This is a genomic window from Cupriavidus sp. IDO (assembly GCF_000812465.1).
GTDB lineage: Bacteria > Pseudomonadota > Gammaproteobacteria > Burkholderiales > Burkholderiaceae > Cupriavidus.
The window spans coordinates 23,840-36,972 of the sequence record NZ_JWMA01000114.1; the positions used below are offsets into that span (position 1 = coordinate 23,840).

General features: G+C 63.2%; 11 protein-coding genes. 7 read left to right on the plus strand and 4 right to left on the minus strand.

All coding sequences use genetic code 11. The features are described 5' to 3' along the window. Nucleotides 1-7: 7 nt before the first annotated feature. Both RM96_RS26865 and RM96_RS26870 read right to left on the minus strand, forming a co-directional pair. Nucleotides 8-1,240, minus strand: a complete 1,233-nt coding sequence (locus RM96_RS26865) for an ABC transporter substrate-binding protein (RefSeq protein WP_039014781.1) — start codon at nt 1,238-1,240, stop codon at nt 8-10. 219 nt (nt 1,241-1,459) lie between these two features. Further along, complete coding sequence (locus RM96_RS26870; protein ID WP_039014820.1) at nt 1,460-2,824, minus strand: amidase; 1,365 nt, start codon at nt 2,822-2,824, stop codon at nt 1,460-1,462. Between the two features lie 353 nt (nt 2,825-3,177). Here RM96_RS26870 and RM96_RS26875 point away from each other — a divergent pair, with 353 nt between their 5' ends. The 3 genes from RM96_RS26875 (at nt 3,178) to RM96_RS26885 (ending at nt 5,558) form a co-directional block, all read left to right on the plus strand. After that, nucleotides 3,178-3,423, plus strand: a complete 246-nt coding sequence (locus tag RM96_RS26875) for a hypothetical protein (RefSeq protein WP_238587422.1) — start codon at nt 3,178-3,180, stop codon at nt 3,421-3,423. After that, nucleotides 3,420-4,496 carry a CobW family GTP-binding protein gene (locus RM96_RS26880; RefSeq protein ID WP_039014783.1) on the plus strand — a complete coding sequence of 359 codons (1,077 nt, stop codon included), beginning with the start codon at nt 3,420-3,422 and terminating at the stop codon, nt 4,494-4,496. Before RM96_RS26875 ends, RM96_RS26880 begins: the two co-directional genes overlap by 4 nt. A 93-nt stretch (nt 4,497-4,589) precedes the next feature. After that, the gene (locus RM96_RS26885; RefSeq protein ID WP_063926019.1) at nt 4,590-5,558 is read left to right on the plus strand and encodes a LysR substrate-binding domain-containing protein; all 969 of its coding nucleotides are present in this window, start codon (nt 4,590-4,592) and stop codon (nt 5,556-5,558) included. 200 nt (nt 5,559-5,758) lie between these two features. On the opposite strand, the gene RM96_RS26890 is transcribed toward RM96_RS26885, so the two are convergent. After that, nucleotides 5,759-6,421, minus strand: coding sequence for a DUF4397 domain-containing protein (locus RM96_RS26890; protein ID WP_052279767.1), 663 nt, complete (start codon nt 6,419-6,421; stop codon nt 5,759-5,761). Between the two features lie 441 nt (nt 6,422-6,862). Further along, nucleotides 6,863-7,660: an IclR family transcriptional regulator gene (locus RM96_RS26895; protein ID WP_039014784.1), complete on the minus strand. Its 798-nt coding sequence runs from the start codon at nt 7,658-7,660 to the stop codon at nt 6,863-6,865. A gap of 160 nt (nt 7,661-7,820) precedes the next feature. Between RM96_RS26895 and RM96_RS26900 the strand changes: the two genes are divergently transcribed. The 4 genes from RM96_RS26900 (at nt 7,821) to RM96_RS26915 (ending at nt 13,019) form a co-directional block, all read left to right on the plus strand. Then, complete coding sequence (locus tag RM96_RS26900) at nt 7,821-9,590, plus strand: FAD-dependent oxidoreductase (protein WP_039014785.1); 1,770 nt, start codon at nt 7,821-7,823, stop codon at nt 9,588-9,590. A gap of 90 nt (nt 9,591-9,680) precedes the next feature. Continuing rightward, nucleotides 9,681-10,439 (plus strand): SDR family NAD(P)-dependent oxidoreductase, encoded by a 759-nt coding sequence (locus RM96_RS26905; protein ID WP_202966758.1) that lies wholly within the window; start codon nt 9,681-9,683, stop codon nt 10,437-10,439. Nucleotides 10,440-10,497: 58 nt separating this feature from the next. Next, entirely contained in the window at nt 10,498-11,853 is a 1,356-nt protein-coding gene (locus RM96_RS26910) for an MFS transporter (protein ID WP_039014787.1), read from the plus strand. Beyond that, nucleotides 11,850-13,019: an MFS transporter gene (locus RM96_RS26915; protein WP_039014788.1), complete on the plus strand. Its 1,170-nt coding sequence runs from the start codon at nt 11,850-11,852 to the stop codon at nt 13,017-13,019. Before RM96_RS26910 ends, RM96_RS26915 begins: the two co-directional genes overlap by 4 nt. Nucleotides 13,020-13,133: the final 114 nt, after the last annotated feature.

Here is a 13,133-nt window from a genome sequence, read left to right on the forward strand (position 1 = left end):
GATTGGCTCACTTCGCGCTGGCGCAGGCACTGTTGGCGGCCATTGGCGAGAATGCGTTCGCCGCGGACACCGTGGCGACGTGGCGATAGTAGTCCCAGGGCGCCTTGGATTCGGCGGGCTTTTTCACCTGCATCAGGTACATGTCATGAACATGGAGACCATCGGCGCGGATATGACCGTTCCGGGCGAAGAAGTCATTGACCGGCGTGCTCTTCATCTTTGCCATGACAATCTTCGTGTCATCCGTGCCGCTTGCCGCGATACTCTGCAGGTAGTGCCGCACGGCCGAGTACATGCCCGCCTGAACCATCGTCGGCATGCGCTTGGTCTTCTCGAAGAAGCGTTTGGAGAACTTGCGGCTCTCGTCGTCGTTGTCCCAGTAGAACGGAGTGCTGAGGATCAGCCCCTGCGCCTGCTCCAGTCCCATGCTCTGCACGTCGGTGATGAATGTGAGGAGCGAGGCCACGCGCTGCTTGCCACCGGCTGCGATGCCGAACTCGTTCGAGCCCTTGATGGCATTGATGGTATCGGTGCCCGCATTCGCCAGGCCGATGACCTTTGCCCCCGAAGCCTGCGCCTTGAGCAGGTATTGCGAGAAGTCCGTAGTGTTCAATGGATGCCTCACGGAGCCAAGCACCTTGGCACCGGATTTCTCGACCACTTCCGAGGTCGCCTTCTCCAGGCCAAGGCCAAAGGCGAAGTCCACCGTGATGAAGTACCAGCTATTGCCGCCCTGCTGCGTGAGCGCCTTGCCCACGACATTGGACAGCGCGTTGGCGTCATAGATGTACTGGATGCTGTTGGGCGTACAGGCATCGCCGGTCACGCGTGGCGTGCTGACACCGCCGAGCACGACGATCTTGTCCTTTTCCTTCGTAAGCCCCATGACGGCCAGCGCCACGGATGAGTTCGAGATGTCGAAGATCGCATCCACCTTTTCCTGCTCATACCATTTGCGGGCAATGCCAAGCCCGATGTCGGTCTTGTTCTGGTGGTCGGCGGAGACAACCTGCACTGGTTTGCCGAGCACCTGGCTGCCTGCGTCTTCTACGGCCATCTTCGTTGCGACGACCGAGCCGTTGCCGGACCAGTCGGAGAATGGTCCCGACAGATCGGTCAGCACGCCGATCTTGACGACGCCGTCCGACACCGTCGGCGCGGCCTGCGCTCCAACGGCAATCCCCAATGCGGAACACAGTACCGCAGCCTTCAATGCGATCGAATTGATGCGTCCTGGCATAGCTACCTTCTCCTAACCGTCTGTCGTGAATATGGCTGCGGCGATGTCTTTGTATCGCGGCTGGTGAGCAGTCTATGCAGGCGAGATTCGGCGAACAAACCATTAGTTTTCTCGCACGCATGACTCAGAATGATGTGTAGCCATGGTGCATGCGGAAGCCCCGTGACGAGGCGTCATGCCATCCGCATTGACATGAATTGGTGCGGGGGCGAGCAGCGCTCACCGGGTCTTATGTTCCGCGAGGACCAGCAATGCGGCGTCTTTCCCCGCTCCGGCAACGAGCTGCAGTCCAACAGGCAGGCCGTCGACAAAGCCCGCTGGCAAACTGATTGCGGGCAGGCCGAGCGCGTTCCACGGATTGGTGAGCGCGAGGAGCGTCTCGCGGACACCGGCGCCGGCCACGAGGCGCTGGTTCAATGCGGGCGCGGTGATGGCCACCGTTGGCAATGCCAGCACATCGGCGCTCTCGAAGATGGCCTCGAACTCCCTCAGCAGACGCTCGCGGGTCTTTCGCGCCCGTACGAGTTCCCAGCCCCGGACCTCGCGAGATGCCTGGAGACGCTCGAGAACCTCCGGGTCGAACTTCTCCGGCGCCTGCTCGACGCGCTCGGCATGCGTCTCGTAGGCTTCGGATTTCTGGATGGCTGCCAACACATTCTGCAACGCAGGCGCTCGGGCATTGACTGCATCGCCATTGCCCAACTCGCCGAAGAGTCGTTCCGCATAGGTGCGTACGATAGCCGTCACCGCGGGGTCGTCAATGGCAAACGGAGCGTTCTGCACCCACAAGACACGCGGCATCGCCGGGCGTTGCGGAACTGGTAGGGTGCCGGAACCGCCGGTCATGACCTCCATGACGATCCGGCAATCTTCCACGCCATGCGCGAGTACCCCGACGTCCTCGATGGAGGGGGCCAGGGGAAACACCCCTTGAGCGGATACCCGGCCATGTGAAGGCTTGAAGCCCACGAGATTGCACAGGGCCGACGGGACACGCACGGAGCCGCCGGTATCTGTGCCGAGTGCAATGGGCACCATGCCCGCGGCGACGGCCACGGCACTGCCCGCGCTGGACCCACCGGACATCTGCGTGATTCGCCATGGGTTGCGTACCGGCCCCTGCACGGCGCGATCGCCAGTCGACCCGTAGGCAAGCTCATGCGTCACTGCCTTGCCGAGAATAATGGCGCCGGCGTCGCGCAGCCGTGCCACGCACACTGCGTCACCGGGCGGCATATGGCCGACGAAGTGGGCGGAGCCGACGGTCGTAGGCATACCGGCTACGTCGATGTTGTCCTTGATCGCCACCGGGATCCCGTGCAGCGGGCCGCGCAGCATTCCGCCAGCACGTTCGGCGTCGAGCTGTCGTGCCATAGCCAGCGCGCCATCGAGATCGACATGAGCGAAGGCGTTCAGCACGGGATTGAGCCTTGCGATAGCGTCGGCGGCATGTCGCACCAGCGCTTCCGCGTCGATCTCGCCCGTTTGTTGCGCAGCGAGAAGATCGCGAATGGTACGGCTAGCGAAATAGCCTGATGGATGGGCTTGTGATCGTACTTTCACTGAACTCTCGGTGGTGGTCATGCGGGAATCCGGATTCAGCGATTGCGTCGACCTGGCCGGCACGAGCCATGCAATGCCGCGCAATGCCGAATGCGCATCATAAGTACCTTCTGCCGACACCAAGTCCCCAGCCTTGCGGCCAGTGACGATGCCGCACCTGCCTTTCCCGAAGGGCCTGTCGGCCTGCGCAAAGCAGTCTATGCGGGTTGGCTTCGGCGAACAAACCATTATTTTTCCCGCACGCATGACTCAGACTGATGGATAGCACGGCGCGCGCGAAGCGCTTACGATGAGGCCTGAAATGCGAGCCAGTGGAGGGAATCCGAATGTGTGGGATGTGTGGGGTATATCAGGGCGGCGCACACTGGGCGAGCATGTCAATGCCAGAAACGGGGCATGGCTTGCAGAGACAGCGCTATATCCTCGTAGACATGGCGAATGCCGTGCTGGCGCCGTTTCATCTGTCGGTGAGCGATTTTCAGGGACAGTCGTTCGTGCTGTCGTCACCGACGGGTACCATGGAACTGGTCGATAACATCACGGGCCTGTGGAGTGCCGTCGAGCGACTGCTTGGCTATCCCCTGGATCCCCTCGCCATGTTCAGCGAGGGACGTCAATGACCTCCGCCCGCGACGTGCTGCCGGTCACCATCGTTACCGGCTTCCTTGGCAGCGGCAAGTCGACGATCCTCAACCAGGTCCTGCATGGCGAAATCGGACGTGACACGGCGGTGCTTGTGAACGAGTTCGGCGAGGTCGGCCTCGACCATCTGCTCATCGAAGCTGTCGAGACCAACGCCGTGCTCCTCGACAATGGCTGTGTCTGCTGCTCCATCCGTGGAGAATTGCGCGAGGCGCTAGTCGATCTTCTTGCGCGGCGCGCCAATGGAGATATCCCTCCGTTTTCCCGCGTCGTGCTGGAGACAACGGGCCTCGCCATGCCGGCACCCATCATCGCGACCATCCTGACGGACCCTGCATTGCGCAGTCACTACGCGCTCCGCAACGTCGTCACGGTCGTCGATTCGGCTCAGGCGCGGAGGCATGGCGTCGAACATGCGGAATGGCGGGCGCAGATCGCAGTTGCCGACCGCCTCGTCGTCACGAAGTCAGATCTCGTCGATGGGGCTACCTTGGCGAAGGTACGCACGATGCTGGAGCGCGCCAACCCCACGGCGACCATCCACATGCGCGGTATCTCCGACAGCGCTTCCGCGCTGGCTGAAGTCCTGTTTGGCGAAGGACATGCCAGCGATATGCTTCACATGGCCCTGCTTCAGAGACTGGGTCGCCTGCAGCCTGTTCTTGGCCTGTCAGAAATCGGGGAATCGGGAGGTCGGCTGGCGCATCGTGGCCCGTCCGCACCGGGCGAAGCCCCTGGGGTGGAAGCGTTCTGCATGACGATCGACGAGCCAATCGAATGGGAAGTCTTCACGCTCTGGTTCACGATGCTGCTGCACCGCCATGGCGATGCACTCCTGCGGTTCAAGGGCATCCTCAATATCATGGGTTCCGCGCGGCCAGCGGTGGTTCACGCAGTCCAGAACCTGGTGCATCCGGTATCGCATCTCGACAGGGCGATTTCGCCGGGTACGCCGTCCCAGCTCGTTTTCATCGGCATCGGCCTGGAGAGCGATGCGATTGAAGCGTCGTATCATCGCTTTTGCTCACGGCTCCAACCTGCGGGCGCCTGAGCACATGGAGAATAACTGGGTGGCATGGTCCATGCTCTGCAAGCGGGCATTCCATTCCACACAAGTTGCGTCATCGTTCCCTGTCTCGCACTCATGAAACGCAGACTTCCTCCCTTGCTCGCGTTGCGCGCGTTTGAATCCGCCGGTCGGCATATGAGCTTTTCCAAGGCTGCGGAAGAACTCAATGTCACGCAAGGCGCGATAAGCCGGCAAATCAAATTGCTTGAAGATTTCCTTCATGCGCCACTATTCCGCCGGCTGACCAGGCGGGTGGAACTCACGCCATTCGGGCAGAGCTACCTTGCTGCCGCCACGGCAGCGCTCGACGGCATCGAGCGGGCCACCCTGCAGAGCCTACAGGAGGCGCGGGCACTTTCGGTCAGCCTCCTGCCAACGCTTGGCGTGCTATGGCTCATGCAACGGCTCGGTTCGTTCATGACCGAGTATCCGTCCATCCGATTGCAGGTGTCGTCGTCGCTTGAGCCTGTCGACTTCAAGCATGAGGGCGTCGACGTGGCGCTGCGCGTCGGGCAGGTACCCGGGGCCGTCTATCCCGAGAACGGCTCGCAGATCACGTTCAGGATGACCGAGTCTTGGGCCGACGTGACCGCGATGCATCTCTGGGATGACTTCATTACGCCAGTTTGTAGTCGCCGCTTTCTTGAGGAACACGGGCCGGTCTCGACGGCGTCAGATCTCACACGGCTCCCATTGATCCACAATCTTCGGCGCCCGGATTGCTGGGACGCCTGGTTCCGCGCGAATGGGATAGAAGAATGCAGCGGTGCCGGGCGCGTTGACGTCGGACACTCGTTCATGGCGATCATCGCCGCGCGCGAGAGCCGCGGAGTGGCATGCGTGCCGACAATTGAGATCGACAATCTCGATTGGCGCGACGAGATGGTGCAGCCGTTCGATTTGAAGTTGCGTAGTGCCGGTGCTTACTATCTGCTATGCCCGCGCGACAAGGCACTCTCAACCGAGGTCAAGCTGTTCTCTAACTGGCTGGCTGCACAATATCAGCCAGCCCAAGTCGACGCTGACATTGAAACGAGCGAGTAGCTGAGCGGAGGCGAGCCTCCAGCACCATCATTACCGACGACGTACTTCAGCGCCTGGTTTCTTTCCCGAACGGGGTCGGTCAGAGACGGCCGCAGCCTCGCGGCGAGCGCGACCGGATTGCCCCATACTTCGAACAATGATGGAGTCCACGTTCACAGTGGGGGTGGGGAATTTCTGACCGATCAGAGGCAGGCAGTCTTCTAGCCATCCGTTAGGACTTTGAGTGCGAGGGGATTTGTCGCCGCAGTCCGGGTTGATCCAATCGCGACCACGCTGTAGTTGAACGCGGCATTGGCGGTCAATGTCGTCTGGATCACTGTCGTCGGCGTCCCCGCAACATTGACCTTGACGTCGTACGTACCGGCCGCCAGGTTCAGATAGCCACTATTCGCCCCGAACAGCATGTTGGCGAACACCACCTGGCCGTTGACCAGCACATCGACGGGCCCGGCGTCAGGCGCCGCATGGATCACACGTACGGCCGCCTGTCCTGCCGGTGGCGCCAGGGTCTGGTCCGTGACAGTTAGTCCCTGGATACTGGCCGCGAAATTCGCTGCGATGATTGTATAAGCCGCCGCGTTCGCCAGATTCTGCGATACATCGATTAGCGTCGTCGCCGTACCGGCCACGTTGAATGCGATCCGGTGCGTACCCGTGGGGAAGATCAGGTAAGCGGAAGCAGCCGAATAAGGCACGTTCGAGAGTACTCGCGCGCCGTCGAAGAGAACATCGAGGTTCGGTGCATCTGGAGAAACATGAAGCACACGAACGCGCGCCGTGCTGTCGTCGCGCTCGTCGGTAACGCAACTGCCGAGCTGCGCAACAAGCAAGACGGATAACAGAAGACCGATAAGGCGCCGCATCCTTGCCTCCTCGCAGGGTCGCCAGTCTTCAAGATAGTGCGACGATCACCCTATCGTCATTGAAAGTTGCCGAGCTGGCTTGTCATGGTTGGCGGCCCGGGCGAGAAGCGCTCAGGGCGATCGGCCAAGAGGCAAGGCCAAAGTTGCGCGGCTGGTTCTGCTCGGCTCCCAAGATACAACTGGCCGGCCGTCCACGTCCGGCCATCTTCAGCCGTGCGCCTTCGCGCTCAGACAGCCATTCAAGCGGCCGCTCCGCTCAAACAACGGACGTCCGTACTGGGTGTCGGACGGTCATCGGCCGTTTCTGCCGCTCGTCCAATCCCACGTGCAAGCGCCCGCATCGCACAAGCCTTAGGATAGATGGACCGTCGTCGAACAAGAAATGGCCGCTCATGGAAACGACCATTTCAGCCCCCTGAAGCTAGACGCCTGTAAGCACTTCTACGAGCCCCTGTAGCCGAGGCGCTTCGAAACCGCCTGCGCACAAGCATCCAATGCTTTGGCCACCGGCCCCTCCCAATCGGTATCAACAGTGCCGGTCGGTCCCATGATGGTGATCGTCAGCGCAATGTTTCCCGAATAATCGAACACCGGCGCAGAAAAGGCGACGATCCCTGGTGTGGGATGGTTGATGCTGCGGGACATGTGGCGCGCCCGCGCTTCCTTGATCATTTCCTCGACCACGGCGGCGTCTAGCGGATGCGCAATATCGGGGCCGAGCCGTATGCGATCGTCCAGCAACAGCTTTTCGGTGAACTGTCGTGGCAGGAATGCCGAGAAAACCCTGCCGGTCGCCGTATTGGCGAGCGACATGACCGTGCCGGTGCGGATGTTCGTGTGGATGGGATAGGACGCATCGATCAGCCGCACGATGACCGGCCCAAGGTTTCCCCAAACAGCGAGCGCAACCGCGTGCGACGTTTCTTCCGAAAGCGCTTCGGCGAACGGCGTGGCCTCGCGGATCGGGTTCAGCGTCTGCAGGCTGGTCAGCCCGAGCTGGATGGCCATCGGGCCGAGCAGGTAGTGACCCGTGACCGGGTCCTGGGCGACGAGCCCGATCTTGCCAAAGCTCACCAGATACGGATGGATCTTGCCGGACGGCATGTTCGCCGCCTTCACGAGATCGCGGAGTGCCATCGGCCTGGCCTCGGAGGCCAGCACCTTCAGGATTTCTCCTCCCACTTCAATCGACTGGATGCCGCGGCGCTCTCGCTCGGGTGCCTGGTCGGTCTGGTCCACGATATGTCCCTGCCATGAGATGGATAGTGCGCGCAGTATAGCACTAGACATTATCTAATGAACAAGCGTAGGGTTAACATGTAGATTATTTCAAGCGCGCTAGTACTAATCTAGCAAACATGGTGACGCCGCTCTTCGCGGCCGTACCGCCCGCACTTGAATGGAGAAGTCGATGTCTACACTGCAACAGGAAAAATGTGATGTTCTGATCATCGGATCAGGCGTCGCCGGTATGTCCGCGGCCATTACCGCCGCCAGCCGGGGGCTGAAGGTCATCGTGGCGGAGAAGGCGAGCTACTACGGCGGCACGACGGCCCGCTCTGGCGGCTGGCTCTGGGTGCCGAACACCCATCTGGGCAAGGCATATGGCCATCACGAACTACCGGACCAGGCGCTGACCTATATCCGGAATCAGGCCGGCGCCGGCTTCGATGAGGCGCGTGTACGCGCCTTTCTGGCGAACGGCCCGAAAGCGATCGAGTTCTTCATGACGAAGACCGCCGTCCAGTTCGACATGCCGCTCACGTTCCCGGACTACCACGCCGAGGCGCCCGGCGCCGCACAGGGTGGCCGCTCGATGGTGACGCGCCCATACGACGCGCGCGAGCTCGGCCCGCTGCTCAAAACCCTCGGCCCCGTGCTGCCCGAACTGACGGTCTTCGGCGTAACGATCGGCTCCGGCAAGGAGATCGTTCACTTCATGCGGGTGACACGATCGCTGCAGTCCGCTTGGTATGTCACCAAACGTCTGACCAAACATTTCCTGGAGGTGATGAAGTACGGGCGGGGCATGACGCTGACCAACGGCAACGCGCTGGCCGCGCGGCTCGCGAAGTCGGCAGCCGACCTGTCGATCCCGGTATGGCTGTCGTCGCCTGCCGTGCAATTGTTGCAGGAGGGGGGGCGCGTCACCGGAGCGGTACTTGAGCGCGACGGCCAGCGGGTCAGCGTGAAGGCGCGTCACGGTGTGGTGCTGGCCAGCGGCGGATTCCCGCACAACCTCGAGCGGCGCAGGGAGACTTACCCGCACGTGAAGGCCGGGCACGGCCACTTCTCGCCAACGCCGCAGACCAATGTGGGCGACGGCTTGCGCATGGCCGAAGAGATGGGCGGTGTGTTCGACAAGACCCTGTCGAATGCCGCCGCGTGGACGCCCATGTCACTCGTGCCGCGCAATGACGGCACGACCGGCATCATGCCCCACTTCATCGACCGGGCGAAGCCAGGCGTGATTGCCGTCAGCCTGGATGGCAAGCGCTTCGCCAACGAGGCGAACTCGTACCACGATCTCGTGCAGGCAATGATCGCCGCCTCGAAGGGCAAACCGGAGACGGCGTGCTGGCTGATCGCCGACCATGCGGCGATCCGGCACTACGGTCTCGGCTTCGTGAAGCCGTTCCCGATGCCGCTCGGGCCGCATCTGCGCAACGGCTACCTCAAGCGCGGCAAGACGATCGAGGACCTTGCGAAGCAGATCGGTGTCGATCCGGCGACACTCGCCGCCACCGTTCGCCAGTACAACGAAACGGCGCAGTACGGCCGTGATCCCGAGTTTGGGCGCGGCAGCAAAGCCTACAACCGCTACCAGGGCGACGCGCTGCACACGCCCAATCCCTGCGTCGCGCCGCTGGCCAGCGGTCCGTTCTATGCGCTCAAGCTCGTACCGGGCGACCTTGGCTCATTCATGGGCATCCGTACGAACGAGCATGCCCAAGTCGTCTCCCGGGACGCCGATCCGATCCCCGGCCTCTATGCAGCGGGCAACGATGCGGCAAGCATCATGGGCGGCGAGTACAACGGTGCGGGCATCACGCTCGGCCCGGGTCTGACCTTTGGCTATGTCGCGGGCAACCACATCGCCGATCACGTTCAGGCCACGCTCCCGAAAGCGAGCGCGGCCGCCGCGCGCGAGCCTCTGGCCATGCACTGAATTCCCTACCCGATTTTTGTCACCCACGCGGCCGCATTGCGGCGGCCGCGTGGCGGCGTTCACCCTGAATTTCCCTCGATTGCAATCATGATGATTCCTCAACTCCTGACCGGGAAGGTCGCTTTCATAACCGGCGCGGGCCAGGGCAACGGCCGGGCCATCGCCATCGGCCTCGCAGAAGCCGGCGCGACGGTCGTCGTGACCGACATGAACGAAGCCAATGCCGACGAGACGGCGGCGATGATCGATGCCCGTGGACATGCGGCACGCGCCTGCGCGCTGGACGTGACCGATGCCGCGCAATGCCGCGCCGTCGCCGAAGAGATCACCGCCTGCGTCGGCCCCGTCGACGTGCTGGTGAACAACGCCGGCATCCTCATTCGCGAGGGCATCGACAGCGAAAAGGCGCTGGCCAACCTGCAGCGGGTGATGAAGGTCAACCACGAAGGGACGTTCAACGTCTGCCACGCGTGGCTGCCGGCCCTGCGGCAGACCCGTGGCGCCATTGTCAACGTCGCGTCCATCGCGTCGCTTTCGGGCCAGCCGAACACGCTCGGCTACTCGCCCTCGAAGGGCGCGGTGAAGATGCTCACCCAGTCGCTGGCAGCGGACCTCGCGCGCGACGGTGTGCGCGTCAATGCCATTGCACCGGGCGTCATCGAAACGCCCATGACCGTTTCCACGCGCACGGACCCGGCGAAGCTCGAACGCTTCATGTCCCGCATCCCGATGAACCGGGTTGGGCAACCCGAAGAACTGGTGGGCGCGGTGCTCTTTCTCGCCTCCTCGATGTCCACCTATGTGACCGGCGTGACCCTGCCCGTGGACGGCGGGTACCTCGCCGCCTGACCCTCACAAACGAGGCAAGCGCGCACAGAGCGCTTGCCCGCCCATCCAGGAGACAACGATGAAACAGGCATCCCGCACGATCGACGTGCAGTCCTTCATCGACGCCGAACGCTTTTCCCCTTGCCAGTGGCTGGTCCTCGCCTTCTGCTTCCTGGTCGTGGCGGCCGACGGCTATGACACGGCGGCAATCGGTTTTATCGCACCGTCGCTGGCGCACGAGTGGGGCATCGGCCGCGGCGAACTCGGTGTCGTCATGAGCGCAGCACTGGCTGGCCTGAGCCTGGGCGCGATCTTCGCCGGACCCGTGGCGGATCGCATCGGCCGCAAGACGGTACTGGTGGCGGCTGTCACGTGTTTCGGAGGATGGACACTCGCTGCCGCCCATGCGCAGACCGTCGGCACATTGACCGTCCTGCGCTTCCTGACCGGACTCGGGCTCGGTGCGGCCATGCCGACGACCATCACGATGATGTCGGAATACGCGCCGTCGCGTCTGCGTTCCCTTGCGGTGAATGCCATGTACTGCGGCTTCTCCGTTGGGCTGGTGGCGGGCGGCGCGGCATCGGCCTGGCTGATTCCTCATTTCGGCTGGCGAAGCGTGTTGACGGCTGGCGGCATCGCGCCGCTGATGCTCGCCGTGCTGCTCCTTGCGCTGCTCCCGGAGTCGGCCCAGTTCCTGGCGGTGCGCGCCGGAGCGCCCGAGCGGATTGCGCGCATCCTGAAGCGCATTGCACCTCGGCAATCGCTCGAACACTGCGTGTTCGTCGCGCCGATGGCTTCGGCAGGCAAGGCGGGAAAGGCTTCAGCTCTTGCACTCGTCCTGTCGGCCGGATACCGGCGGCGCACGTTCCTGCTCTGGCTGTCGTGCTTCATGGGTCTGGTGATCTATTACCTGATGACGAACTGGATGCCGACGCTGTTCCGTGAAGCCGGATTCAGCATGGAACGTGGCGCGTTGCTGGCCTCCCTGTTCCCCCTTGGCGGCTTGCTCGGCAACCTTGTTGCGGGCTGGCTCATGGACCGCTTCAATGCCAACCGTACCATCGTCGTAGCGTACCTGCTGGCCGCGGTGCTCGTCATCGTGGTGGGACGCGGTGTCGATCATCCGGAGTTCCTCGGCATCTCGCTTTTCCTTTGTGGCACCCTGGTCACGAGCGCGGCAACTTCGATGTCCACCTATGCCGCAGGCCTCTATCCGACCGAGGCACGCACGACGGGCGTGGCGTGGATGCAGGGCATCGGGCGGATCGGTGGCATGGCCGGCGCCTTCATCGGCGCAGGCCTTCTCGGTCTTGGCTGGGGCTTCGGCGATGTATTCGGCCTGCTCGCCGTGCCGGCGCTGCTCGCGGCAGGGTCGGTCTTCATGATCGCAAAGCCCCGGCACGCCTATCCGATGGCAAGGGTGGCGGAGTGAGGCAGTTCGGAGCTCTCGCCATTGCGGCGGTCATGAGCATGGCGTCCATGCGCGCCTGTGACGCCGTGCTTCCGGTCCTGTCGTCGGACTTCGATGTACCCATTGGCATGACGGCGTGGTCCATCTCCGCGTTCGCCCTGGCCTATGGCCTGATGCAGCTCGTATATGGACCGCTCGGCGACCGCTTCGGCAAACTCCGCGTCGTCAGCCTTGCACTGACAGGCTGCGCCGTTGCGAACGTCATGGCCGCCGTGGCCCCGACCATGCCCGCCCTCGCGCTGGCCCGGGGACTCTCGGGCGCAGCCGCGGCGGGTGTCATCCCCATGAGCATGGCGATGATCGGAGATACGGTACCGGTCGGGGACCGGCAGCAGGTACTTGCCCGCTTCTTCCTCGCGACCATCGGCGGGATGATCGGTGGCCAGTGGATGTCCGGGCTGATCGCTGACTGGCTGCACTGGCGCATTGTCTTCTGGGTGCTAGCGGCGGGCTCCGGCGTCGCGGCGCTCGTCGTGCGGATGCAGGGATCGGGCATGGTCTCCGACCTGATTGCCAGGCGTTCACTCTGGGAGCAGTTCCGCAGCGTGCTGGGTCAGCCGCGCGCCAGACTGGTGTTCGCAGTGACGGCGATCGAAGGCCTGTTCACCCTGACGGGATTTGCCTTTGTGCCGACCTATCTGCACGGCCGCTTCGGGCTCGGCATGGGTACGGCCGGCGCGGTGATGGCGATGTATGGCGTCGGTGGCCTGGCATATGTGGCGCTGTCCGGCGTGCTGATCAGGCGTCTGGGCTCTGATGCGCTGGCCGCCCTCGGAGGCGCGCTCCTGGGTGCCGCCTTTGCCATCGTGGCGGTCGGACCACGGTGGGAATGGAGCGTGCCCGGATGCTTCCTCGGCGGACTCGGCTTCTACATGCTTCACAACACCTTGCAGACCCAGGCGACCGAGGTGTTCCCGCCATCGCGCGGTACGGCGGTCGGGCTGTTTGCCGCGAGCCTGTTCCTTGGGCAGGCGCTCGGCATGAGCGGCGCTGCGGCCGTCGCCGGCACCCTCGGCGAGCGATGGCTGTTTGCCGCCGCCGCCGTGGCTCTTCCCCTTCTCGGCATGGCATTTGGAGGACGGCTCCGCACAGACGGTCCGCGTCCCCGTCCGGGATCGCTGCCATAGATGCCTGCCACCTGCCAGCCATCGAACCAGTTTGCCCTGAAGCGATCACGACGCTAATCGCTGCTGGCTTCCACTTCCCGATTCACCTGACGACGTGCTGTTCGGCGCGTCGAG

Coding starts and splice junctions, on each gene's coding strand:
- RM96_RS26865 (WP_039014781.1), bottom strand. CDS start 1,240: ATGCCAGGACGCATCAATTCGATCGCATTGAAGGCTGCGGTACTGTGT.
- RM96_RS26870 (WP_039014820.1), bottom strand. CDS start 2,824: ATGACCACCACCGAGAGTTCAGTGAAAGTACGATCACAAGCCCATCCA.
- RM96_RS26875 (WP_238587422.1), top strand. CDS start 3,178: ATGTCAATGCCAGAAACGGGGCATGGCTTGCAGAGACAGCGCTATATC.
- RM96_RS26880 (WP_039014783.1), top strand. CDS start 3,420: ATGACCTCCGCCCGCGACGTGCTGCCGGTCACCATCGTTACCGGCTTC.
- RM96_RS26885 (WP_063926019.1), top strand. CDS start 4,590: ATGAAACGCAGACTTCCTCCCTTGCTCGCGTTGCGCGCGTTTGAATCC.
- RM96_RS26890 (WP_052279767.1), bottom strand. CDS start 6,421: ATGCGGCGCCTTATCGGTCTTCTGTTATCCGTCTTGCTTGTTGCGCAG.
- RM96_RS26900 (WP_039014785.1), top strand. CDS start 7,821: ATGGAGAAGTCGATGTCTACACTGCAACAGGAAAAATGTGATGTTCTG.
- RM96_RS26905 (WP_202966758.1), top strand. CDS start 9,681: ATGATTCCTCAACTCCTGACCGGGAAGGTCGCTTTCATAACCGGCGCG.
- RM96_RS26910 (WP_039014787.1), top strand. CDS start 10,498: ATGAAACAGGCATCCCGCACGATCGACGTGCAGTCCTTCATCGACGCC.